Consider the following 22431-nt stretch of genomic DNA (forward strand, 5'->3'; position numbering starts at 1 on the left):
GACCATGTCCACTGCAGGACTCATCGCCACGCACGTCAAGTACTCGCTCATCGAGACCGCGCGCGTGCCCATCGCCGTGATCGGCTCGCTCGTCTTCCCGACGCTCGCGTTCTGCTTCTTCGTGCTGCCGCAGAGCGCCATCGTCGACGACCCGGCGTTCGCGACGCAGGCCACCGCGTCCATGATCGTCTTCGCATTCATGACGAACGGCCTCTTCAGCCTCGGCCTCGACCTGGCGGAGCAGCGGTCGAAGCCGTGGGTGCCCTACCTGCGCACGCTGCCCGGCAAGCCGTCGGCGCGCATCGCGGGTCTCGTGATCAGCACGCTGGTCATGGCCACGCTGGCCATCATCCCCCTGCTCGTCGTCGGCGGACTGTTCACGGCCGCCGACCCGACCCCGATGCGCGTGCTGCTCGGACTCGTCGCCGTCGTGCTCACCGCGGTTCCCTCCGCCCTCGTCGGCGCGATCGTCGGCACGACCGCCGGCCCGAAGGCCGCCATCGCGATCACGCAGGTGCTGATGTTCCTGCTCGCGTTCGGCGGGGGCCTGTTCCTGCCGCCCTTCCTGTTCCCCGACTGGCTCGACTCGGCGTCGAAGGTGCTGCCCGTCCGCCAGGCCCGCGAGCTCGTCATCGCGACCGTCTCCGGCGGTGAGTTCCCCGTGTGGGCGCTGCTCGGCATCCTCGCCTGGACTGCGGTCCTCGGCTTCCTCGCCGTGTTCCTGTACAAGCGCGACGAGGGCCGCAAGTTCTCCTAGGGGGCCGTGGGGGAGGCCGCATGTGCACAGCGTTCTGCTGGGCAACGACGCGTGCTGCGCCGACGTCGACCTAGTCCTGCGGCGTCAGCATTCCCGTCGATGACATGCCCGCCAGGACGTGGAGCTCCCAAGCTCGGAGCAGCTCGCGTGTCTGCCCGTTGGCCAGAGCCGCCTCCAGCAGGTCGTACAACTCCTCGTGAGACCGGAGGAACTCGGGAGTGCCAAGACCGGACGGGTGCGGCGTCACGCTCAGCGCGAGTCGGATCTGGTCGCGCAAAGCCCCGTAGCGACTCGACAGCCGCGGCAGCCCGGCCAGGGCGACGACGCCGGCGTGGAAATCAGTGTCGGCTGCGACGAACTCCTCGGAGCTTTCCGCCGTGCGCATCTCGTCGATGTGCACGCGGAGCGAGTCAACCGGGGTGCGGTTCTGCACGATCAGTCGCACGGCGAGGAGTTCGTCGGCAACCCTCAGCGCGGCCAGCTCCGGGAGGTCGGACTGATCGATCGAGAGCACGCGATATGCGCGATGGGTCGCCTTCTCCACCAGCCCGACCTGCTCGAGCAGCCGCAGCGCTTCGCGCACAGGCGAACGGCTGACCCCCATGCGTTCGGCGATCACCGAGTCCGGCAGCGTGTCGCCCGGCCGGAGCGTACCGTTCAGGATCTGCTCCCTGATCTGCATCTGAGCCTCATCGGTCAGCGACATGGGTCTGATCTTCTGGAAGTCGCTGCGTGAGGCCATGTTCTTAGAGTACAGGCGACTTGCGATTGTCGACAGTACGCAATACTCTGACCTCAACCGAGCAAAGGAGCTCTAGTGTCCAACCAAGATGTCGTGGCGTCCCCAACATCGCCGGCAGACGGACTTACCCGAGCGCGATCATTTCGCGCTATCGCCGCAGCGACGGCAGGCACATTCATCGAGTGGTACGAGTACGGCCTGTACACCTACGTCGCGGGCCTGGTCATCGCGCCCCTCTTCTTCCCCGAAGGGGCGGGTTCCGTCGCGGTGCTGGCAACCTTCGCAACGTTCGCGGTCGGTTTCGCTGCCCGCCCGGTCGGCGGCATCGTCCTCGGCGCCGCTGGCGACCGATGGGGCAGGCGCCCGGTTCTGATCTTCTCGATCATCCTGATGGGAGTCGCAACGACAAGCATCGGTCTCCTCCCGCCGTTCGCCGCGATCGGCATCTGGGCACCAGCGCTCCTGGTCCTGTTCCGCCTCATGCAGGGATTCGGAGCAGGAGCCGAACTGGCCTCGGCGATGATCTACGTCAACGAATCCACTCAGCAGAAGGCCAAGGGCTATCACTCCTCCTTCCTGCTGGTCGGATCCATGATGGGCGCGATCCTCTCGCTCGTGCTCTTCACGGGACTCAGCGCCGCGCTGACCTCCGAAGCGTTCCTCGAGTGGGGATGGCGTGTGCCCTTCCTGCTCGGGGCCGTGCTCACGGTGATCGGTCTCCTCCTGCGCCGAAAGGTCGGTGAATCGCCCGAGTTCGAGCGAGTCCAGCGTGAGCGTGACGCCGGCCGGGCCCCGATGGCGCGCAGGAATCCGCTCGCGGCGATGAGGGACGCGTTCAAGGCGAGCCCGAGGAACTTCATTGCCGGTTTCCTCCTGCCATCAGGGCTGAACGTCACCGGCTTCGTCGCGCAGGCATTCGGCATCAGCTACCTCTCGGGTCAGATCGGGCTCAGCGCCGATGAGACCCTGCTCACGATCTTCGTGATGATGGGAGTCGGCGTTCTGGTCCTGCCACTCTGGGGGCGGTTGACCGACAAGCTGGGCGCCAAGCTCGTCCTGTACGCGGGAGCGATCGGCGGCATCATCCTCGCGTTCCCGTACTTCATGGCGCTCCAGACGGGAAACCTCCCGCTCATCGTGGTCGCGAGCGTCCTCATCTGGGCTGTCGGCTGGGCCGCTGGGAATGCCGCCCAGCTGATCATCCTCCCGGCCATCTTCCGCACGGAATATCGATCATCAGGTCTCACCTCCTCGCGTGAGCTGCAGGGGGCGCTGGTCGCCGGTCCTACTCCGCTGATAGCGACGGCTCTCGTCCTCGCACTCGGCGGTGCGCCGTGGCTCGTCGCCGCCATGATCGTGCTCGCTCAGACGATGACGATCGTCGGAATGCTCATCGCCCGCCCGACTCTCACCGCTGAGGAAGTGGAATCAGCATCTGCCCATCGCGGGCTCGGAGTGAAGTCCTCCGCATGATCCTCGACGTCTCACCGATGCACCGCACTCCGCGCTGCACACATCCCACCAGCACCACCAGAAAGAAATGAGCAGCAATGCCGCAGTACGACCTCCGGTCCCGTGTGCGAGACGCACCCGTGATCGGCACCACGATCCTCACCGGTTCCCCCACGCTCGTCGAAGCCCTCGCCGCGACCCCCTTCGAAGTGCTCTGCATGGACCTCGAGCATTCCGCCACGACGATCGAGCAGCTCGAGCAGCTCGTCCGTGCTGCTGACGTGCACAGGACTCCCGCGCTCGTGCGGGTGCCCGAAGTCGGTCACTACATCTCCCGCGTGCTCGACGCAGGCGCCGCCGGCATCATCGTTCCCCGTATCGAGACGGCGGCTCAGGCAGCTGAAGTCGTCGAACGAGCTCGATACGCCCCGGAGGGGAAGCGAGGAAGCGGTCCTGGCCGTGGTGCTGCCTATGGAGCCAGCCTCGCATCCCCGGACTACTCCGCCGTGACCAACGCCAGCGTCCTCGTCGCGATCCAGATCGAATCCGCGGAAGGTGTCGAAGCGGCCGATGAGATCCTTGCCACTCCTGGCCTCGACGCGGTCATCATCGGCCCGGGCGATCTCGCCCTCTCCCTCGGCGTTCGCATGGGATCGGACGAGCACTGGGCAGCCATCGATCGCGTGCTGAGCAGCGCTGCCGCCCACGGCGTCGGCACGGGCGCGTTCTGCTTCACGGTTCCGGATGCGCAGCGGTACCTCGCGAGCGGAGCACGGGTGATCCTGTCGGGTGGCGACCTGAACTGGGCCGTCAGCGGCGCGATGTCCGAGTGGCACGCTATCCAGAGCCTCTCGACCGAGGCAGAGACCGCAGGTACCCGCTGATGGCGTCCTACAAAGTGGTCCTGACCAACAGCGCTGTCCCGCTGGCCGAAGAAGCAGAGAAGGCCTTCCTCGGCATGGATGTCGAGTTCGTGACGGTGGATGCACCCACTGAAGACGAGCTGATCAGGGTTGCCGGGGACGCCGACGCGATCATCGCGTTGGCGGAGCCCCTGAGCCGCCGCGTGATCGACAGCCTCTCCCGCTGCCGATCCATCACGAGATTCGGTATCGGCCTGGATGGTGTCGATATCGATGCGGCAACCTCCAATGGGATGTGGGTCACCAACGTGCCGGACTCGAACTACCGCGAAGTGGCCGTTCACGCCATCACGCTCGCGCTCTCCGTCTCGCGGCGGATCGCCTCGCTCGACCAGGCGATGCACCGAGACGGGACGGCGTCGCTCGCTCTCGCGGCCGGAACCAGGCGACCGGATGACCAGACCTTCGGGCTGCTCGGGATCGGACGGATCGGCCGACGCGTGGCCAGCATGGCCTCGGCGATCGGATATCACGTCCAGGCCTACGATCCGGGTGTCTCGGCCGACGACATCCGAGCGCTCGGATTCGTTCCCGTGAGCTTCGACGAGCTGGTGGAGACGTCGGACATCCTCTCGCTGCACGTCCCCCTCCTCGAGTCCACGCGAAACATCATCAGCAGTGCCGTCATCGATCGCATGCCCGCCGGCGCAGCACTCATCAACGTCTCGCGAGGCGGCCTGGTCGATGAGGGCGCGCTTGCTGCTGCGATCCGTTCCGGGCGCCTCGCCGGGGCAGGGATCGACGCTCGTGAGGGCGAACCGGCCCCCATGTCGGTAACCAATCCGCTGCGTGGTCTGGAGCGCGTGGTCCTCACCCCGCATTCTGCTCACTACAGCGTGGAGTCGCTCGCCGAGACGAAGTCCAAGGCGCTCGACGACGTTGCGAGGGCACTGCGCGGTGAAAGCCCGATCTATGCCGTGAACGATCCTCTGTCACTGCGCATCGGCTGACCAGCCTCGGCGCTGAGGTGCATTGGGCAGGGAAGGCGTCGTCGGCTCAGCGGCGCCCTCCCTGCTGGCGTGCCCATCGACTGGTGGTGGCCGATGTCGGCCGCCTCCGAGTCTCGATCCAGGTGGATGGCCCTATATTTGCGATCGTTCCCAGCGCCCGTCGACGGAGCCTTTGGCCGCACGCTCACCTTCACCGACTGGCGGCACTGCCATCACTCTCCACGACAAGGTCGGACACATGACTCGACTCGAGACGGTTCACGAGATCGTCGGGCCATGGTCGCTCGCCACCAGCAAGCGTTTCTGGGAGGGGTTCGCCCCCGGCAGGCTCGCTTCCCAGACGGAGACCGCGGGCATCCAGACCACTTTTCTCTGCGATACCGACTGGCAGCGAGTGGATGCCGTCATCACCCAGGACGGGCCATCCGTCCGCATCGTGGTGGAGGGCCCGGGTGATCTGGATGCCGCGACCGAGCAAGTCCGTCGGCTGCTGTCGATAGACATCGATGCGCGCGGCTGGCCCGGCGTCGCGGCGCGCGATGAGGTCATCGCGGGTGCGCAGGCTCGGCTCCCCGGGTTCAGGCCGTGCGGTTTCTTCTCGCCATACGAGGCGGCCGTGTGGTCGGTGCTGTCGCAACGGCTGCAAATGCGCCAGGCGGTGGCTATCAAGACGCGGCTCACGCTGCAGCTCGGCGATGACGGAGCATTTCCGTCTCCGGCCACGCTGCGGGCGGCGTCACTCACCCTGCCCGGGCGCAAGGCGGAGTACCTGCACGCGATCGCCGAGGCCGCGCTCGACGGCCAGCTCTCCGGCACCTACCTGCGCTCGTTGCAGTCGTCCGAGGCGTTCGTCCAGGTGCAGAGCATCCTGGGGATGGGGCCGTTCTCGGCCGAGCTCGTCGTGATTCGCGGCGCGAACTTCCCCGATGTCCTGCCGCGCAACGAGGGTCGACTGAGCGAGGAGGTCATGAAGCGCTACGGCCCCGACCGCTCGATCGACGAGATCGCCGAGGCATGGAAGCCGTTCCGCTCGTGGGCAGGGGTGCACTTGCGCGCGCTGCGGGCGCTCGACGAGTAGACGATCGTCACGATCGCATCGCCGCAGGCGCGGGCCGAACTCAGGATGAGTGACGGCCAGCGGCAGTGAGCCGCTAGCGCCTGCGCGCTGGCGATGCTGCGTCGAGAACGGTGTCGAACGCGTTGGGATCATCAAGTGCGCGGGCGAGGACGATGCCGCCCTGAATGGCAGCGACCAGTTGGAGCGCGTGCGAGCGGGGCTCCGGCGACCCGGCGGCAGCCAGGGCGGCAGTGAGCGAGTCGACCCATTCGGTGAAGTAGCCGCGCACGGCCTCATCGAACTGGTCGCGTTCGCGGCCGGTGGCGAATGCGCCGGGGAGGCACGCGCGCCGACCCGAGCGGAAGTAGGCCCGTACCTCGTCGATCATGGCGTGGATGCCTCGTCGCGCCTCCTCCGCGTTGGTGCTGGTGGCGCGCAGCGGTGTGAAGATGCTCTCGTCGAACCATGCCTGGATGTCGGCGAGGACTGCCGCTGCCATCTCTTCCTTGCCACCGGGGAAGAAGTGGTACAGGCTCCCGCGGCCGAGGCTGGTCGCGTCCTGGAGGATGGCCATGCTGGCCCCCTCGTATCCGTGCTCGCGGAATGCCTCCGTCAGGAGGGGGATCACGGCTTCACGAGTCGTCGACGGCTTGGCCATGACGCTCAGATGCCCAACTCGGTCAGCCCCGGGTGATCGCTCGGTCGCGGGCCGAGGGGCCAGTGGAAGAGTCGGTCGGCCTCGTCGATCGGAACGTCGTTGATCGCCGCGAGTCGACGACGCATCAGGCCGTGCTCATCGAACTCCCAATTCTCGTTGCCGAACGAGCGGAACCATTGCCCCGTCGCGGTGTGGGACTCGTAGACGAAGCGGACGGCGATGTGGTTCCCTTCGTAGGCCCAGACCTCCTTGATGAGCCGGTAGTCGAGCTCCCGGCTCCACTTCTCTGTCAGCAGCGCCACGATCTCGGCGCGCCCGCTCACGAACCGGTCACGGTTCCGCCAGGCGCTCTCGACGGTGTAGGCCAGGGAGACCCGCTCGGGATCACGCGTGTTCCAGGCATCTTCGGCCGCTCGCGCTTTGCGTGCAGCGGTCTCCGCTGTGAACGGGGGAAGGGGTGGACGCTCGTCCATGAAAGCTCCTCGATGTCACCACCGGTTCTTTACCGATTGGTACAGAGGCTACGCTGTATCGATCGGTAAAGCCAGGATGCGGGATGGGTTGCTTGGTAGACTTGGAGCCCACTGAGCGAGAGGCTCGAGATGGCCGTCGAATTCGACATCCAGAAGCGTTGGCCGGAGCTCTTCGCCCCGCTGAGCGCACAGCAGCGCAAGATCGTCGTGAACGCGCTCGCCTCCAGCTGGCACGAGGGCTGGGTGCCGAATCGCGAAGACGTCGAGAACCTGACTGACCTGCTGCGCGGAGCGATCGACAAGGCCGAGTACGACCGTCGAGTCGCCGGTGCGATCGAGCGCACGCACGCGCACGCTGCCGCGAGCTGATGGCGGCCGACTGCGCCGCCTGGGATTCGTACCTCTGGGAGCCGGGCGGTTCCGTGCTGCGCAACCTCTTCGGGCTGCGGGACAAGGCCGATCTGGCGAGGGCGGAGTTCGCCGAGGCGAATGCGCAGCAGGCGCTCGTCGAAGAGGGTCTGCTGTCGATCCCGAAGACATACGACGCTGCACACGTGAAAGCGCTCCACAGGCAGCTCTTCGGGAACATCTACGAGTGGGCAGGGGAGTACCGCACGGTGCCCATCTACAAAGACCAGTTCGGGTTCGCGGAGCTCGACGACATCCCCAGATACCTCGAGGACGCCGGCCGGATCATCGACGAGCTCGACTGGTCGGAGCTCGACATCGACCAGTTCGCGGCCGCGGCTGCCGAGGTGTTCGCGTACGTCAACCATGCGCATCCGTTCCGTGAAGGCAACGGGCGCGCATCGAAGCTCTTCATGCAGCACGTCTCGGAGCTGAGTCGCTTCGAGATCGACTACGACCCCGCAACGTCAGGTGTCACGGCTGCCATGTGGAACGAGGGATCACGATTCTCCGGTCCCGATCGCTTCTCCTACGAGCCGGTGCCCGACTCGCTCGTGCCAGTATTCCGCGCGCTCGCCGCTGAGCGGTGAGGGCCGGCGTCGAGGCCGGACCCGCGCCCGCGGTCAGCGCACGAGCGACCGCAGGCGCCGCAGCGCGACCGACAGCGTGGCGAGACCCGTGTCGTCGCCAGCGTGCACCGCATCCGCAGCCTCGTCGAGCGCGCGGGTGGCGCTGGGGCCGAGCTGGCTGATCCACGCGTCGATGCGCGCGGTGTGCTCGGCCGGCGCGGTCTGCGTCATAACGGAGGCGGCGAGCTCGATCATGACCGCGTACAGGTCGTCGCGCATGGCGGCGCGCGCCATCGACCCCCAGCGGTCGTCCTGCGGCAGTGCCGTCGCCCGCACGAGCATGTCGTCGAAGCTGACGCGCGCCGACAGCACGTAGTAGAGGCCGACGAACTCCTCGAGGTCCCAGCCGTGCTGGTCCGCGCGTTCGATGATGTCGAGCAGCGGCATGAGCTCGAGCAGGCCGGCCCCGCGCAGCGCAAGCGCACGCGGGACGGCGGCATCTTCGAACTCCTGCACGCGGGCGTCGAAGCGCTCGCGTTCCTCGCCCTGCTGCAGCTCGCCCATCCGGCTGGCAAACTGCGCGACCGGGCCGCTGAACCGTTCGATCTCCGCACCGACGTCGATGCTGTCGGGCCGGTGCTGCACGATCCAGCGAGTCGCCCGGTCGAGGAGTCGACGGAAGCCGAGGTACAGCTCGGTCTGGATGGACGCCGGCACGAGGTTGTCGGTGGCCTCGATCTCGACGACGAAGCCGCGCAGGTCGAAGATCTCCCGGGCGGCGACGTAGGCGCGCGCGATCTCCTCGCTCGTCGCCCCCGTCTCGTCCTGGGCTCGGTAGGCGAAGGTGATGCCGCCGCGGTTGACCATCGAGTTCACGACGGAGTTCACGATGATCTCCTGGCGCAGCGGATGCGCGTGCAGGTCGTCCGCGTACCGCTCGCGAACCTCGGCCGGGAAGTACTCGGCGAGGGTGTTCGCGAACCACGGGTCCTCGGCGAGGTCGGTCTCGGCGAGGTCGCTCTTGAGCGCGAGCTTCGCGTAGGCGACGAGCACCGAGAACTCGGGCCTCGTGAGGCCGCGTCCCTCGTCGATGCGGCGCCTGATCTCGGCGTTGCTCGGCAGGAACTCGAGGTCGCGGTCGAGCTCGTCGCGTTCCTCCAGCCACGTGATGAGCCGCTTGTGGGATGGCAGCATCTTGGCGGCGTTCGAGCGCGAGTTGCCGAGGAGCACGTTCTGCTCGTAGTTGTCGCGCAGCACCTGCGTACCGACCTCGTCGGTCATGGCGCGCAGTACCTCGTTGCGGGCGTCGCGGTCGAGGCGGCCGTCGCGTTCCACGGCGCCGAGGAGGATCTTGATGTTGACCTCGCGGTCGGAGGTGCCGACGCCAGCGGAGTTGTCGATCGCGTCGGTGTTGAGGCTCACCCCGGCGAGGGCCGCCTCGATGCGACCGCGCTGGCTCACGCCGAGGTTGCCGCCCTCGCCGACGACGCGCAGCCGGAGCTGATGGCCGTCGACGCGGACCGCGTCGTTGCCGCGGTCGCCGATCTCCGCGTTCGTCTCGTCACTGGCCTTGATGTAGGTGCCGATGGCGCCGTTCCAGAGGAGGTCGACGGGGGCGAGCAGTACGGCCTTCTTCAGCTCGAGCGGGGTCAGGCGCTGCACGTCGGCGTCGAGGCCGAGCGCTTCCCGCATCTGCGGCGTCACCGGAATCGACTTCTGGGAGAGCGGGAAGACGCCGCCGCCCTCCGAGATGACGCTGCGGTCGAAGTCGTCCCACGAGGAGCCGGGGAGGTCGAAGAGTCGCTGGCGCTCCACGAACGTGGCCGCCGCATCCGGGGTCGGATCGACGAACACGTGCCGGTGGTCGAACGCCGCGACGAGGCGGATGTGCTCCGAGCGCAGCATGCCGTTGCCGAACACGTCACCCGACATGTCGCCGACGCCCACGACCGTGAAGTCCTGCGTCTGCGTGTCGTGGCCCAGCTCCCGGAAGTGCCGCTTCACGGACTCCCACGCGCCGCGGGCGGTGATGCCCATGCCCTTGTGGTCGTAGCCGGCCGAGCCGCCAGAAGCGAAGGCATCCGCGAGCCAGAAGCCGTACTCCTCGGAGATGCCGTTCGCGATGTCGGAGAACGAGGCCGTGCCCTTGTCGGCGGCGACGACAAGGTAGGAGTCGTCCCCGTCGTGGCGCACGACCCGTGGCGGAGGCACGATGTCGGTGCCGTCGCGGTTATCGGTGATGTCGAGGAGCCCGCGGATGAAGGTGCGGTAGGCGGATCGGCCGCCCTCGAGCCACGCGCCCCGGTCGCTCGGCGCGGGGAGCTGCTTCGCGAAGAAGCCGCCCTTCGATCCGGTCGGCACGATGACGGCGTTCTTCACCATCTGCGCCTTCACGAGGCCCAGTACCTCGGTGCGGAAGTCCTCGCGCCGGTCGCTCCAGCGCAGCCCGCCGCGGGCGACGCGGCCGAAGCGGAGGTGGACGCCCTCGACCTCTGGCGAGTAGACCCAGATCTCGGCCATGGGGTGGGGCTTCGGGAGGCCGGGCACGCGGGTGCAGTCGAGCTTCATCGACACCCACGACTTGGGCTCGCCCTGCGCATCCACCTGGTAGAAGTTGGTGCGCCAGGTGGCGTCGACGATGCCGATCATGGAGCTGAGGATGCGGTCGTAGTCGAGGCTGGCGACGTTGTCGAGGGCCTCCTGGAGCTGCTCGGCGAGCGCGGCGAGCGCCGCTTCTCGGTCGCCGGCGAAGTCCGGGTCGAACCTCGTCTCGAAGAGCCGCACGATGTCGGCGGCGATGACGGGGTTGGCGATGAGGGCCTGCTCGATGTAGTCGACGGAGAACGTGGTGCCGACCTGCCGCAGGTACATGCTGATAGCGCGGAGGATCACGATCTGCCGCCAGCGCAGCCCGCCAAGGAGGACCAGCGAGTTGAGGCGGTCGCTCTCCGCGGCCCCCGACCAGACGGCGCTGAAGACCGACTCGAGCTCGGCACCCCATTCGGCGTCGTTCCAGACGGACGCGCTCGGCGCGGTGAGCCCGAAGTCGGAGATGTGCAGGTTGCGCCCGTCCGGCAGGGTGACGACGTACGGGTGCTCGTCGACGACGTCGACGCCGAGATCGGTGAGGGCGGGGAGCACCATCGTGAGCGGGTACACGTCGTGCGACGCGAACGTGAAGTAGCGCTTCCCGGGCTCGTCCTCTTCCGGCGCGTAGAGGTGCACGGCGAAGGTGGTGTCCTCGTCGAGCTGCTCGAGGAGGGCGATGTCCTTCACCGCATCGCTCGGGGGGATGTTCTCCTTGTATCCCTCGGGGAAGGCCGAGCCGTAGTTGCTGAGGATCTCGGCTGCCCGCTCCTCATCGTGGTCGAGGTGGAGGGCGTCGACGAGCTCCTCATCCCAGCCGCGGATGGCGCGCTCGATGCGGGGCTGGATGTCCTGCTCGGAGACCTCTGGCAGGTGCACGCCCTTGGCGGCGCGCACGACGAAGTGGAGTTGGGCGAGCGGGGAGTCGCCGACCTTCGTCGCGTGATCGACCTGGCTCGCGTCGAAGGCGGTGCGGAGCTCCTGCTCGATGCGGAGGCGCACGGTCGTGTTGTAGCGGTCTCGCGGCAGGTAGATGAGTGCGGACGCGAACCGGCCGAACTCGTCGCGGCGCAGGAAGATGCGGTAGCGCCTGCGCTCTCGCAGCCGGCTGATCTCGGACGCGACGGCGTGGAGGTGCTCGGTGCTGTCCTGGAACAGCTCGTCTCGCGGGTACTGCTCGAGGATCTGCAGGAGGTCCTTGCCGGAGTGGGAGTTCGGCGCGTGGCCGGATGCGGCGAGCACGGATCGCACCTTGGCACCCACGATGGGCAGGGTGAGCACGGAGGCGGCGTAGGCGACGGACGTGAACATGCCGAGGAAGCGGAGCTCCCCGGTGACGTTGCCCGCTTCGTCGAAGCTGCGGACGCCGATGTAGTCGAGGTACACGTCGCGGTGCACGGTGGCGCGGGAGTTCGCCTTGGTGATGGTGAGGAGTCGCGGCTCGCGGGCGGTGCGCTGGGCCTCCGGGGTGAGGTGGGTGGTCGCGGTGGACGGTCGGCGCAGGATGCCGAGTCCGGTGTGCGGCAGCGGGCGCAGCACCTCCTCGCCCCGCTCATCGGTCTCGAGCGAGTACTCGCGGTAGCCGAGGAACGTGAAGTTGTCCTCGGCGAGCCAGGTCAGGAACTCGACGGCGGAGGTGACCTCGCCGTCGTCGACGCTCGTGGGCGGCTCCGTGCGCAGGTCGGTGACGAGGTCGAGGCAAGCTCGGCGCATGGGCCGCCAGTCGGCGACCGCGGTGTGCACGTCGTCGAGCACATGCTGCAGCCGGTCGGCGAGCTCGTCGCGGCCTTCCTCGGTGGGGATGCGGTCGACCTCGAGGTGGATCCACGATTCGAGGGTGCCGCCGTGGGCGTGCATCTCGAGCAGCTCGCCGGCGTCGTCGCGGCGCACCGAGACGACGGGATGTGCGAGCAGGTGCACGGCGAGGCCCTGGCGCGCGATCGCCGCCGTGACGGAGTCGACGAGGAACGGCGCATCCGCGGTGCAGATGTCGACGATCGTGCGCCGGGAGCTCCAGCCCTCTTCCTTGAGCGTCGGCGTGAACACGGCGATGAGGGTCTCGCCCGTCTTGCGTCGTGTGGCGAGCCGGCGCATGGTCGCCGCGGCGCCCACGATGTCGCGTGGCTCGCGCGTGGCGATGTCGTCGGCGTCGACGTCGTCGATGAGCCGTTCGAGTCCGGTCCGCAGGCTCGGCTCGATGTCGTCGAGCGCCTCGCGCAGTCCGGTGAACTCGGTTCCGTGGATCATGCTTCCCCCTTCGCAGGCGAGCCCCCATTGGCCCGCCGTCGCACCCCGTGCCTTGATGGTAGCGGGGTGGAAGGGCGAGGGGTGCGGCTCAGATCTCCACGGTGAGTCCGGTGCGCGCGCTCTCGCGTGCCGCATCCAGAATCTCGACGGTGTGCACGGCCTGCTCGATGGGAACCGGGGGAGCGGACTCGCCCCGGACTGCGGCGAGGAGCATCCGGTAGTACTCGGCGTAGTCGCCGCGCGCGGACGGGATCTGCCTGCTGCCCTCGGTGGTGTGCAGGGTGCCCCAGCGCGCTTCGGCCTCGAGTCCCCAGGCAGCGGCGGCGGATGCTGGGCGCAGGCCGGCATCGATCTGCGCCGTCTGCACGTCGTCCATGCGCGACTCGTAGGCGCCGAGGTCGCCGTACGCGATGAGCTCGCGGCCGTCGAGGTGGTTGATCTTGCTGGAGGCGACGCGGGTGAAGACGCCGTTCGCGTGGTGGAGGGCGACGTCGAAGCCGCAGTCGACCTCGACGCCGTCCACCTCGGTGATGTCGAAGTGGGCGCTCACGCGCTCGACGGGGCCGAAGAGGAAGGCCATCTGGTCGACGAGGTGGCTGCCGAGGTCGCGCAGGAGTCCGTGGGCTGGGCCGGTCTCGAGGGTGCCGGAGTCGTCCTGGTCCATGCGGGAGGAGACGCGCCAGATGTCCCCGAGCTGGCCTTCGTCGATGACCTGCTTGAGCGTGACGAGGTCGGTGTCCCAGCGGCGGTTCTGGTAGGCGGTGAGGATGCGACCGCTGCGCTCCGCGGCTGCCTGCAGCTCGCGCGCTCCCTGCGCGGTGGGCGCGAAGGGCTTGTCGGCGACGACGTGCGCGCCGCGCTCGAGGGCGCGCAGGACGAGCTCGCGGCGTGTGTCCGGTGGGGTGGTGATGACGACCGCGTCGACGCCGTCGTCGAGGAGGGCGTCGAGCGAATCGAAGGCTGGCACGCCCGGTGCCTCGGTGGCGAGGATCGCGCGGCGTTCCGCTGAGCGGGTGACGACGCCGGCGAGCTCCCAGCCCTCGACGGCCTGGATGTAGGGCACGTGGAAGCGGTGGCCGCCAGCCCCGTAGCCGACGACGCCGATGCGTGCGGGGGTGGACGCGCCCATGGTGCTCTCGATTCTGCGCTGCAGTGATTCGTTCTAATGACAGGACAAAGCTACGTCAGGGGTGCCCGGGTGACAACGGCTCGCCTGTCGGGGGTGTGGTGTTGAATGGGCGCAGACAGTGACAAAGGGGTGCGACCGTGGTGGAGAGCAAGAACGGGTACACGCCGCCGGCGGACTACAAGGCGCCTGACTTCGTGCGGCAGTGGTCCGGCACCGCGAGTCGCGGCGCAGACCGCATCGAGCAGGAGCGCGAGCAGCGGGCGAGGGACGCCGAGCGGGCCGCCGCGCAGCGCGCGCAGGATGGGCAGCGTGCCCTCGATCAGACGTCGCAGGACGCCCAGCGCTCGGCTGGCCAGTCGGCGCGGGATGCGCAGCGCGCGGCTGAGCAGCTCGCCCGCGATGAGGGGCGCGCCGCGACGAGCACCGCAGCGCGCGCCACGTACGACCTCGACCGGGTCGGGGAGGGCGCGAAGCGCGGCCTCGCCTACACGCACGGCGGCTCGCAGGACGCCCTGCGGCGCGGGTCCGGGCCCGCGTCTCCCTCGGTGTCGGCTCCCTTCGAGGCGGCCGACGCACCGCAGCCCACCACCGCGGGGCAAGCCCCGCCACCCCCACTCCCGCCGGCGCCGTCTGGTCGCGCGGCTCGCCAGGGTGGCAGGCCGACCGGCAATCAGCCCGGGCTCAAGCCGGGCCTCGCCGTGGGTGCCGGCGTCGCCGCGATCGTCGCGGCCCTCGTGGGCCTCTGGTTCGGGATCGTCTTGGCTCTGATCTTCGCGGCCCCGTCCATCAGGCGCGGCTTCCGCTCGGGCGCCAAGGGCGTCGCCGTCTCGATCCTCGCAATCCTCCTGTTCGTGGTGGCCGCCGGCATCCAGCTGCTGCAGTTCGCCTCCGACTCGCGGGAGAGCTCTGCCGCCGAGAGCAGCGCGACGTCGACGCCGGTCGGGTTGGAGGGCGACGCCGTCGTGACCGATCCGGTGCCAGAGCTCACGCTCGAGCCAGGGGTGCCGCTCAGCGGATACGGGGAGGCGAACATCGACGTCCTGCTTCCTTCCGGCGCCGGAGAGCTCGCGGTGCTGGAGGTCGTCGACACCATGGGCGACGTCACCTTCCTGGTCGCGAACCCGCAGGCCACGGAGGACGTGGAGTTCAGCAGCGGCATCCCGGGGGACACCACGCAATGGCTCGTGAACACGGCTGGTGCGGACGCCGCGGCTCGGGGCGAAGACCCGACGCCCGTGGCCACCAACAGCATCCAGGTCATCTCGGGTGGCGTGTGGGAGATGACGCTCTCCGCTGTCGACGTCCTTCCGACGTTCGATGCGACCCTCTCCGGTGAGGGCGCCGGTCTGTACCTCTATACGGGGGCTGGCGGGGAGGCCGCGATCAGCGCCGGCGACTACGGGAAGCTGCAGATCACCACGCACGGGGCGACGCCCGAGCTGACGCAGGTCGAGCTTCCCGAGACCGTCTCGCGCACCTGGCAGCCGGGTCCGATGGTGGTCGAGGTCGAAGAGGCGAGGCGCATCGACGGCACCCCGCAGCCCTGGAGCATCCAGGTCGCACAGCTCTAGGGGTGGTCGTGAGGTGCGGGGCGTCGTGCGTGGGTGCTTTCGGCCGGCGTGCCCTCGGGTCTCCGGCAGGCACGGCAGAACCGCAGCTGCGGCAGTAGAGTTGGCTTCGTGGCGCAGATTCGGGCCCTGGGCCAACCTGGTTCCTCAGATCCAGGATCACTCAGAAGCTCCCGTGCCTCGATCTTCGAACCACTGCCCGAAAGGTCTCGACACATGACCCCCACCAGGAAGATCGCGGCGACGCTGCTGACGGCGGCGGTTGCTCTCAGCCTCTCGGCCTGCGCGGGCAGTGGCGCCCCCGCAGCTCCCGCCGCGGAAACTGCCCCGGCGAGCGCGTCCGCCCTCGAGGGATCCATCACGGTGTTCGCGGCGGCGTCGCTCAAGAGCACGTTCACGGAGCTGGCCGACGAGTTCGAGTCGAGCAACCCGGGCGTGACGGTCGAGCTGAACTTCGCCGGCTCCTCCGACCTGGTCACCCAGATCACCGAGGGCGCCCCGGCCGACGTGTTCGCCTCGGCCGATGAGAAGAACATGACGAAGCTCACGGACGCCACCCTCATCGCGCCAGACGCCCCGGTGGATTTCGCCACCAACGTGCTCGAGATCGCGGTCCCGCCGAGCAACCCGGCCGGCATCGCCACCTTCGCGGACCTCGCCAAGCCGGAGGCGAAGACCGTCGTCTGCGCTCCCCAGGTGCCGTGCGGCGCCGCGACGCTCGCCGTCGAGACGGCGACCGGTGTGGACATCACCCCGGTGAGTGAGGAGTCGTCGGTCACCGACGTGCTGGGCAAGGTCACCTCCGGAGAAGCGGATGCCGGACTCGTCTACGTCACCGACATCATCGCCGCAGGAGACGCTGTCACCGGCATCGAGTTCCCCGAATCGAGCGAGGCTGTGAACACCTATCCGATCGCCCCGGTCGCCGCGTCGACGAACCCCGAGGTCGCCCAGGCGTTCATCGACTTCGTCACGGGGGCAGTGGGCCAGGACGTGCTCGCGACCGCCGGGTTCGGCCAGCCGTAGGAACGCATCCAATGCCACGAAGAAGCGCCGCCGCCGCCGTGCCCGGCTGGGTGCTGACCGTCGCGATCATCGGCGCGTCCTTCGTGCTGCTGCCGCTGATCGGGATGGTCACCCGCGTGAACTGGGCCGAGTTCGTTCCGCTCGTCACGTCGGAGTCGTCGATCGACGCGCTCCTGCTGAGCCTCCGCACCTCCCTCAGCGCGACGGTGCTCTGCGTCGTCCTGGGGGTGCCCATGGCCATCGTGCTCGCCCGCACCGACTTCTGGGGGCAGAAGCTCCTCCGTTCCCTGGTGCTGCTGCCGCTCGTGCTGCCGCCCGTGGTCGGCGGCATCGCCTTGCTCGCCACCTTCGGTCGGCGCGGGCTCCTCGGTCAGAGCTTCGAGGCCATGGGGGTCACCATCGCGTTCTCGACGACGGCCGTCGTCCTCGCGCAGACCTTCGTGGCGCTCCCGTTCCTCGTGCTCAGCCTCGAGGGGGCGCTGCGCACCGTCGGAACGCGCTACGAGGCGATCGGCGCCACGCTCGGTGCACGGCCCACCACGGTGCTGCGCCGCATCACGCTGCCGCTCGTGCTGCCCGCCGTGATCTCCGGCGCGGTCCTCTCCTTCGCGCGCGCGCTCGGCGAGTTCGGGGCCACTCTCACCTTCGCGGGCTCGCTGCAGGGCGTCACGCGCACCCTCCCGCTCGAGATCTACCTCCAGCGTGAAACCGATCCAGATGCCGCGGTCGCCCTGTCGCTCGTCCTGGTCGCCGTCGCGGTGATCGTGGTCGCGGTGGCCCACCAGGCCGGCGAGGCCAACGGCTTCAGGCTCCGGCGGAGCGCGTCGTGAGCTTCGAGTTCGCCGCCACCGTGCGCGCGCGGGCGTTCGACGTCGAGCTCACGATCGCCGACGGCGAGACCGTCGCGGTGCTCGGGCCGAACGGCGCCGGGAAGTCGACGCTCCTCACGCTCATCGCGGGCCTGGTCCGCCCCGACACCGGCACGGCCCGGCTCAACGACGAGGTCCTCTTCGACATCGGCGATCGCGGCCGTGGACGCTGGCTGCCCCCTCATGCTCGTGGCGTCTCGATGCTCGCGCAGGACGCGCTGCTCTTCCCGCACCTCACCGCACTCGACAACGTCGCCTTCGGTCCGCGCAGCAAGGGACGCTCGCGTGCCGAGGCCAACTCGCGCGCATCCGGCTGGCTCGACCGCGTCGATGCGGGAGGACTGGCGCAGAGCAGGCCCGCTCAGCTCTCCGGGGGCCAGGCGCAGCGGGTCGCCGTCGCCCGTGCGCTCGCGTCCGACCCCGCTCTGCTGCTGCTCGACGAGCCGATGGCAGCCCTCGACGTGTCGGTCGCGCCGGCGATCCGACGGATGCTCCGCGACGTCCTGGCGGATCAGACGACGATCATCGTCACGCACGACGTGCTCGACGCCTTCATGCTCGCCGACCGCGTCGTCGTGCTCGAGGGCGGGCGCATCGTCGACGTCGGCCCCACGCGCGAAGTGCTCGAGCGGCCCGCCACGCAGTTCGCGGCCGGCCTCGCCGCGCTCAACCTCGTGACCGGCACCGCCCTCGACGACGCCTCCGTCAGGGCCGACGGCGGGCAGCGCCTCGCGGCGAGCTTCGTCGAATCGCTTTCGGCTGGCACGCGGGTCGGGATCTCCGTGCGGCCGACGCAGGTCGCCGTCACCACCGAGGAACCGTCGGAGCCGAGCGCCTCACGGAACGTGCTCCCCGGCATCGTCACGGACCTCGAGCCGCGAGGGGACATCATCCGGGTCCGGAGCGCCGAGTTCTCCGCCGACGTGCCGCCTGGCAGAGTCGCTGAGCTCGACCTGGCGCCCGGCACTCGCGTGTGGTTCGCCTTCGCCGCCTCGGATGCCATCGCGTACCGGCTCTGAGGCCCTGCTCAGTCGAGGGTGCCGCCGCCGACCCGCACGTCGCTCTCGTGCGCGAGGGTCGCTCGCACGACGGCGGTGAGCGCGCTCGCGAGCTGGTCCATGGGCAGGAAGGGGCGGTCGGTGCCGACGGCTTCCTCCGCGGAGTACGGGATGTGCACGAAGCCGCCGCGTGCGTCGGCCCGCTGCCGGAGCTCGTGCAGGAGCAGGTAGAAGACGTGGTTGCAGGTGTAGGTGCCGGCGGTCTGGGAGACGACGGCAGGGATGCCGCTCGAGCGCACGGCCTCCACCGCGGCCTTGATGGGCAGGGTGCTGAAGTACGCGGCGGGGCCGTCGCCCACGATGGGCTCGTCGATCGGCTGGAAGCCGCTGTTGTCGGGGATGCGCGCGTCGTCGACGTTGATCGCGACCCGTTCCACCCTGATCGTGTCGGTGCCGCCGGCGAGCCCGACGGCGATCACGATGTCGGGGTCGACCTCGGCGAGGGCGGCCCGCAGCGCGTCGTCCACCCTCGCGAAGTCGACGGGGAGCTGACGCACGTGGATCTCCGCGTCGCCGTCCCAGCGATCGCGCACCTCCTGCACGGCCGTCCACGACGGGTTGCTCGTGTGGCCGTCGAAGGGTTCGAAGCCGGTGAGGAGGACGGTCGGCATGCGGGGGCTCCTGTCGTGCGGGTGGGGCGGCCGGAGGGGGGAGACCTCAACGCTACGCCGCGGATGCACCCCTCGCTGGCCCCTCACCTGACGAGCAGGTGACCGAATGTGACGCGGAGCTTCGCCGCGCGACCGTGTCGGAACTTCCGTGAAGGGAGGCCGTCGCCCCCGCATCCGCGTGCCCATACCTTCTCGACATGCCCTCGAAATCGAGGGTGAGCCCCTCGAATCGAGGGTCCGCCGAGAGGAGAACGCGATGTCACAACTCGACACCGCACCGACCACCGACAGCCCGTCGTCGACGCCGCCAGACGACGCGAAGCCACTCGCGAGCCGGCGGATGCAGACGCTCGGGCCGGGCGAGCACCTCAAGGTCGTCCACCCCAAGCACTGGGTGCTGTGGATCCTCTCCGCCGTCGCCGTATTCGCCGTCGCCCAGTTCGCGTGGTCGCTCGTCACGAACCAGCGCTACGAATGGAACGTCTTCGGAGAGTACTTCTTCAGCCAGATCGTGCTCAACGCGCTGGTCCTGACGCTCCAGCTGACGGTGCTCTCCGGCGCGATCGGCTTCATCCTCGGCGCCCTGCTCGCGGTCGCACGCCTCTCGAAGTCGCCCCTCCTGAACTCGTTCTCGTGGAGCTTCATCTGGTTCTTCCGGTCCGTGCCGCTCGTCGTGCAGCTCGTGGTCTGGTACAACCTCGGCTACCTCTACCCGACGCTCGGGCTCGGGACGCCCTTCACGACCGACTTCTGGCTCGTCGAGTTCCCGACGGTGCAGCTCATCTCCTCGTTCGCCGCGGCGACGCTCGGCCTCTCCCTGCACCAGGCCGCCTACTCGGCGGAGATCATCCGCGCCGGCATCCTGTCCGTCGACCAGGGCCAGCTCGAGGCATCCGCCGCGCTCGGCCTGCCCCGCCGGTACCGCTTCTTCCGCATCATCCTGCCGCAGGCGGCTCGCGCCATCACGCCGAACGCCTTCAACGAGATCATCGGCCTCGTCAAGGGCACCTCCGTGGTGTTCGTCGTCGCCCTGCCTGAGCTGTTCTACACGGTGCAGGTCATCTACAACCGCAACCAGCGCATCATCCCGCTGCTCCTCGTCGCGGTCGTCTGGTACGCCATCATCACGACGCTCCTCTCGATCGCGCAGTACTACATCGAGCGGCACTTCTCGAAGGGCGCGCACCGGGAGCTGCCGCCGACGCCCATCCAGAAGGCGCGCGCGTGGATCTCCGAGAAGTGGGCGCTGCTCGACGACGGTGAGCAAAGCGGAGGCACAGAGAAACAACGCGAGGACCCCGAGAAGCCGGAGGGAGAGAGCGCCGAGAGCGCGAAGGCGCTCGACCGGAAGAGGCACGGCATCCCCGCGGGCGCGACCGCCCGCCCCACAGAAGCACCAGCACCAGCACCAGCACGGAAGGATGCGAGCGAAGCATGAGCCAGGCAACCATCAACCGGAACGCCGAAGCGGAACTCGAACGCAGCAGCGCAGCATCCGGGCAGGTCAGCGTGTGCGGCGTCAGCAAGTCGTACGGCACCCACGAGGTGCTGCACGACATCGACCTCGAGATCGAACCAGGCGAGGTCGTCGCCCTCCTCGGGCCCTCCGGCTCCGGCAAGTCGACGCTCCTGCGCACCATCAACCACCTCGAGTCCGTCGACGGCGGATCGATCCTCATCGATGGCGAGTACATCGGCTACGTCAGGAAGGGAGACCGCCTCTTCGAGCTGCGCGAAGCTGAGACGCTTCGCCGCCGTACGAGGGTTGGCATGGTCTTCCAGAACTTCAACCTGTTTCCGCACCTCACGGCGCTGCAGAACATCACGGCCGCACCGGTGGCGCTGCAGCGAGCATCCAAAGCGGATGCAGAGGCGCAAGCGCGCAAGCTCCTCCAGCGCGTTGGCCTCGAGGGCAAGGAGCACCACTACCCGCGGCAGCTCTCCGGCGGCCAGCAGCAGCGCGTCGCGATCGCCAGGGCGCTTGCACTCAAGCCGGACGTGCTCCTCTTCGACGAGCCGACGAGCGCACTCGACCCCGAGCTGGTCGGTGAGGTGCTCGACGTCATCCGCGAGCTCGCCCACGGCGGCACGACGCTGGTCATCGTGACGCACGAGATCGGCTTCGCCCGCGAGGTCGCCGATCGCATCGTGTTCCTCGACGCCGGCCGTGTCATCGAGCAGGGCACACCGGAGCAGGTGCTGACGAACCCGCAGCATCCGCGCACGCAGGACTTCATCCGCAAGGTGCTCTAGCCACACCCTGGCCTGTCGCTCATCTCCCACCCCAGAACTTCAGCAACGCACGTACCCGAAAGGTGCCACCCATGGCAAAGCTCAACAAGAAGAAGGTCGGCGTCATCGCCGGCGGTGTCGCAGCACTCGCCGTCATCGGCGTCGTCGCCACGACCCTCATCGTCAACGGCCAGTCGGCCCCCGTCACGGCAGCAGAGCCAGACGGCGCGGCCCCCGCGAGCGACCTCATCCAGTTCGACCTGACCAGCGCGAACGTCGACGGCCGCCCGCAGATCGACCCGGTCCCCGAAGCCATCGCGGCTCTCGAGGCCTCCGGATGGCAGCCCGCCGAGGCAGGCAAGCTCACCGTCGTCGGCAGCGCGTACATCCCGCCGCTCAGCTTCCTCGCCGAGGACGACAACGTGACGCGCCTCGGCAGCGAGGCCGACTTCGCGCAGCTCATCGCCGACGGGCTCGGCCTCGAGCTGAAGGGCGAGGTCGCCGCATGGGCCGACTGGCCCCTCGGCATCCAGTCCGGCAAGTACGACCTCATCACCTCGAACGTGACGGTCACGGAAGAGCGCAAGGACCTCTTCGACTTCGCCACCTACCGCGAGGACGTGCTCGGCTTCTACGTGAAGGCCGATAGCGAGATCGAGTCGATCACCGAGGCGAAGGACGTCGCGGGCCTCTCCGTCATCGTCGGCGCCGGCACGAACCAGGAGAAGATCCTCGTCGCCTGGGACGAGGAGAACAAGGCCGCAGGGCTCGAGCCGGTCGACTTCCAGTACTTCGAAGACGACGCGGCGGGCACCCTCGCGCTGCAGTCTGGTCGAGTCGACGTGAACTTCGGCCCGAACGCGACCGCCGCGTTCAAGGCTGCGAGCGACGGCGAGACGAAGCTCGTCGGCACCCTCAACGGCGGCTTCCCCGCCAACGCGCAGATCGCAGCAGGCACCGCGAAGGACAACGGCCTCATCGAAGCCGTCTCGATCGTCATCAACCACGCCATCGAGAACGGCCAGTACGACGCGATCCTCGACCGCTGGGGACTGCAGGATGAGCGCATCGACGTCTCCGAGGTGAACCCCGCGGGCCTCCCGCGCGAGGAGTAGC

General features: G+C 68.7%; 20 protein-coding genes. 14 read left to right on the plus strand and 6 right to left on the minus strand.

All coding sequences use genetic code 11. The features are described 5' to 3' along the window. The first annotated feature begins 4 nt into the window (after nucleotides 1-4). Nucleotides 5-757, plus strand: a complete 753-nt coding sequence (locus tag C5B99_RS01360) for an ABC transporter permease (protein ID WP_104239991.1) — start codon at nucleotides 5-7, stop codon at nucleotides 755-757. 70 nt (nucleotides 758-827) lie between these two features. On the opposite strand, the gene C5B99_RS01365 is transcribed toward C5B99_RS01360, so the two are convergent. Then, on the minus strand, nucleotides 828-1499 hold the full coding sequence (locus C5B99_RS01365) for a GntR family transcriptional regulator (protein WP_104239992.1): 672 nt from the start codon (nucleotides 1497-1499) through the stop codon (nucleotides 828-830). Between the two features lie 75 nt (nucleotides 1500-1574). On the opposite strand from C5B99_RS01365, the gene C5B99_RS01370 reads away from it, so the two are divergent. The 4 genes from C5B99_RS01370 (at nucleotide 1575) to C5B99_RS01385 (ending at nucleotide 5902) form a co-directional block, all read left to right on the plus strand. Next, entirely contained in the window at nucleotides 1575-2972 is a 1398-nt protein-coding gene (locus tag C5B99_RS01370) for an MFS transporter (protein WP_104239993.1), read from the plus strand. Between the two features lie 77 nt (nucleotides 2973-3049). Next, on the plus strand, nucleotides 3050-3835 hold the full coding sequence (locus C5B99_RS01375; protein WP_104239994.1) for an HpcH/HpaI aldolase/citrate lyase family protein: 786 nt from the start codon (nucleotides 3050-3052) through the stop codon (nucleotides 3833-3835). After that, on the plus strand, nucleotides 3835-4824 hold the full coding sequence (locus C5B99_RS01380) for a C-terminal binding protein (protein WP_104239995.1): 990 nt from the start codon (nucleotides 3835-3837) through the stop codon (nucleotides 4822-4824). The genes C5B99_RS01375 and C5B99_RS01380 overlap by 1 nt, the downstream gene beginning before the upstream one ends. Nucleotides 4825-5062: 238 nt before the next feature. Next, nucleotides 5063-5902 carry a DNA-3-methyladenine glycosylase gene (locus C5B99_RS01385; protein ID WP_104239996.1) on the plus strand — a complete coding sequence of 280 codons (840 nt, stop codon included), beginning with the start codon at nucleotides 5063-5065 and terminating at the stop codon, nucleotides 5900-5902. A 73-nt stretch (nucleotides 5903-5975) separates the two neighbouring features. On the opposite strand, the gene C5B99_RS01390 is transcribed toward C5B99_RS01385, so the two are convergent. Then, entirely contained in the window at nucleotides 5976-6539 is a 564-nt protein-coding gene (locus tag C5B99_RS01390; protein WP_104239997.1) for a TetR/AcrR family transcriptional regulator, read from the minus strand. Nucleotides 6540-6544: 5 nt separating this feature from the next. Then, complete coding sequence (locus tag C5B99_RS01395) at nucleotides 6545-7012, minus strand: nuclear transport factor 2 family protein (RefSeq protein WP_104239998.1); 468 nt, start codon at nucleotides 7010-7012, stop codon at nucleotides 6545-6547. A 129-nt stretch (nucleotides 7013-7141) separates the two neighbouring features. On the opposite strand from C5B99_RS01395, the gene C5B99_RS01400 reads away from it, so the two are divergent. Together C5B99_RS01400 and C5B99_RS01405 are read left to right on the plus strand one after the other, a co-directional pair. After that, nucleotides 7142-7381, plus strand: a complete 240-nt coding sequence (locus tag C5B99_RS01400; protein ID WP_104239999.1) for an antitoxin VbhA family protein — start codon at nucleotides 7142-7144, stop codon at nucleotides 7379-7381. Further along, complete coding sequence (locus tag C5B99_RS01405; protein ID WP_104240000.1) at nucleotides 7381-8010, plus strand: Fic family protein; 630 nt, start codon at nucleotides 7381-7383, stop codon at nucleotides 8008-8010. Before C5B99_RS01400 ends, C5B99_RS01405 begins: the two co-directional genes overlap by 1 nt. Nucleotides 8011-8043: 33 nt before the next feature. Here C5B99_RS01405 and C5B99_RS01410 read toward each other — a convergent pair whose 3' ends face one another. Then, nucleotides 8044-12822, minus strand: coding sequence for an NAD-glutamate dehydrogenase (locus C5B99_RS01410; protein WP_104240001.1), 4779 nt, complete (start codon nucleotides 12820-12822; stop codon nucleotides 8044-8046). A gap of 88 nt (nucleotides 12823-12910) precedes the next feature. Continuing rightward, nucleotides 12911-13951: a Gfo/Idh/MocA family protein gene (locus C5B99_RS01415; protein WP_104240002.1), complete on the minus strand. Its 1041-nt coding sequence runs from the start codon at nucleotides 13949-13951 to the stop codon at nucleotides 12911-12913. Between the two features lie 137 nt (nucleotides 13952-14088). Between C5B99_RS01415 and C5B99_RS01420 the strand changes: the two genes are divergently transcribed. The 4 genes from C5B99_RS01420 (at nucleotide 14089) to C5B99_RS01435 (ending at nucleotide 18433) form a co-directional block, all read left to right on the plus strand. Beyond that, nucleotides 14089-15522, plus strand: coding sequence for a hypothetical protein (locus C5B99_RS01420; protein ID WP_146081913.1), 1434 nt, complete (start codon nucleotides 14089-14091; stop codon nucleotides 15520-15522). A gap of 213 nt (nucleotides 15523-15735) precedes the next feature. Then, on the plus strand, nucleotides 15736-16545 hold the full coding sequence (gene modA / locus C5B99_RS01425; protein ID WP_104240004.1) for a molybdate ABC transporter substrate-binding protein: 810 nt from the start codon (nucleotides 15736-15738) through the stop codon (nucleotides 16543-16545). Nucleotides 16546-16556: 11 nt separating this feature from the next. Then, nucleotides 16557-17375, plus strand: a complete 819-nt coding sequence (locus tag C5B99_RS01430) for an ABC transporter permease (RefSeq protein WP_104240005.1) — start codon at nucleotides 16557-16559, stop codon at nucleotides 17373-17375. Then, on the plus strand, nucleotides 17372-18433 hold the full coding sequence (locus tag C5B99_RS01435) for a sulfate/molybdate ABC transporter ATP-binding protein (protein ID WP_104240006.1): 1062 nt from the start codon (nucleotides 17372-17374) through the stop codon (nucleotides 18431-18433). The genes C5B99_RS01430 and C5B99_RS01435 overlap by 4 nt, the downstream gene beginning before the upstream one ends. Before the next feature lie 8 nt (nucleotides 18434-18441). On the opposite strand, the gene pcp is transcribed toward C5B99_RS01435, so the two are convergent. Then, nucleotides 18442-19083 carry a pyroglutamyl-peptidase I gene (pcp, locus tag C5B99_RS01440; RefSeq protein WP_104240007.1) on the minus strand — a complete coding sequence of 214 codons (642 nt, stop codon included), beginning with the start codon at nucleotides 19081-19083 and terminating at the stop codon, nucleotides 18442-18444. A 340-nt stretch (nucleotides 19084-19423) separates the two neighbouring features. On the opposite strand from pcp, the gene C5B99_RS01445 reads away from it, so the two are divergent. The 3 genes from C5B99_RS01445 to C5B99_RS01455 all read left to right on the plus strand — a co-directional run bounded on the left by C5B99_RS01445 (nucleotide 19424) and on the right by C5B99_RS01455 (nucleotide 22430). Continuing rightward, a complete protein-coding gene (locus C5B99_RS01445; RefSeq protein WP_104240225.1) occupies nucleotides 19424-20521 on the plus strand; it encodes an amino acid ABC transporter permease in 1098 nt (365 codons plus the stop codon). Next, a complete protein-coding gene (locus tag C5B99_RS01450) occupies nucleotides 20518-21336 on the plus strand; it encodes an amino acid ABC transporter ATP-binding protein (protein WP_104240008.1) in 819 nt (272 codons plus the stop codon). The genes C5B99_RS01445 and C5B99_RS01450 overlap by 4 nt, the downstream gene beginning before the upstream one ends. Nucleotides 21337-21407: 71 nt before the next feature. After that, a complete protein-coding gene (locus C5B99_RS01455; RefSeq protein WP_104240009.1) occupies nucleotides 21408-22430 on the plus strand; it encodes an ABC transporter substrate-binding protein in 1023 nt (340 codons plus the stop codon). The last annotated feature ends 1 nt before the right edge of the window (nucleotide 22431 follow it).

The organism is Pseudoclavibacter sp. Z016 (assembly GCF_002931215.1).
Taxonomy (GTDB): Bacteria; Actinomycetota; Actinomycetes; order Actinomycetales; family Microbacteriaceae; genus Pseudoclavibacter.

Bases quoted from the DNA above. Each gene is read 5' to 3' on its own strand.
- C5B99_RS01400 (WP_104239999.1), top strand. From the start codon at position 7,142: ATGGCCGTCGAATTCGACATCCAGAAGCGTTGGCCGGAGCTCTTCGCC.
- modA (WP_104240004.1), top strand. From the start codon at position 15,736: ATGACCCCCACCAGGAAGATCGCGGCGACGCTGCTGACGGCGGCGGTT.
- C5B99_RS01395 (WP_104239998.1), bottom strand. From the start codon at position 7,012: ATGGACGAGCGTCCACCCCTTCCCCCGTTCACAGCGGAGACCGCTGCA.
- C5B99_RS01390 (WP_104239997.1), bottom strand. From the start codon at position 6,539: ATGGCCAAGCCGTCGACGACTCGTGAAGCCGTGATCCCCCTCCTGACG.
- C5B99_RS01405 (WP_104240000.1), top strand. From the start codon at position 7,381: ATGGCGGCCGACTGCGCCGCCTGGGATTCGTACCTCTGGGAGCCGGGC.
- C5B99_RS01430 (WP_104240005.1), top strand. From the start codon at position 16,557: ATGCCACGAAGAAGCGCCGCCGCCGCCGTGCCCGGCTGGGTGCTGACC.
- C5B99_RS01375 (WP_104239994.1), top strand. From the start codon at position 3,050: ATGCCGCAGTACGACCTCCGGTCCCGTGTGCGAGACGCACCCGTGATC.
- C5B99_RS01380 (WP_104239995.1), top strand. From the start codon at position 3,835: ATGGCGTCCTACAAAGTGGTCCTGACCAACAGCGCTGTCCCGCTGGCC.
- C5B99_RS01450 (WP_104240008.1), top strand. From the start codon at position 20,518: ATGAGCCAGGCAACCATCAACCGGAACGCCGAAGCGGAACTCGAACGC.
- pcp (WP_104240007.1), bottom strand. From the start codon at position 19,083: ATGCCGACCGTCCTCCTCACCGGCTTCGAACCCTTCGACGGCCACACG.
- C5B99_RS01385 (WP_104239996.1), top strand. From the start codon at position 5,063: ATGACTCGACTCGAGACGGTTCACGAGATCGTCGGGCCATGGTCGCTC.
- C5B99_RS01415 (WP_104240002.1), bottom strand. From the start codon at position 13,951: ATGGGCGCGTCCACCCCCGCACGCATCGGCGTCGTCGGCTACGGGGCT.
- C5B99_RS01410 (WP_104240001.1), bottom strand. From the start codon at position 12,822: ATGATCCACGGAACCGAGTTCACCGGACTGCGCGAGGCGCTCGACGAC.
- C5B99_RS01455 (WP_104240009.1), top strand. From the start codon at position 21,408: ATGGCAAAGCTCAACAAGAAGAAGGTCGGCGTCATCGCCGGCGGTGTC.
- C5B99_RS01365 (WP_104239992.1), bottom strand. From the start codon at position 1,499: ATGGCCTCACGCAGCGACTTCCAGAAGATCAGACCCATGTCGCTGACC.
- C5B99_RS01360 (WP_104239991.1), top strand. From the start codon at position 5: ATGTCCACTGCAGGACTCATCGCCACGCACGTCAAGTACTCGCTCATC.
- C5B99_RS01445 (WP_104240225.1), top strand. From the start codon at position 19,424: ATGCAGACGCTCGGGCCGGGCGAGCACCTCAAGGTCGTCCACCCCAAG.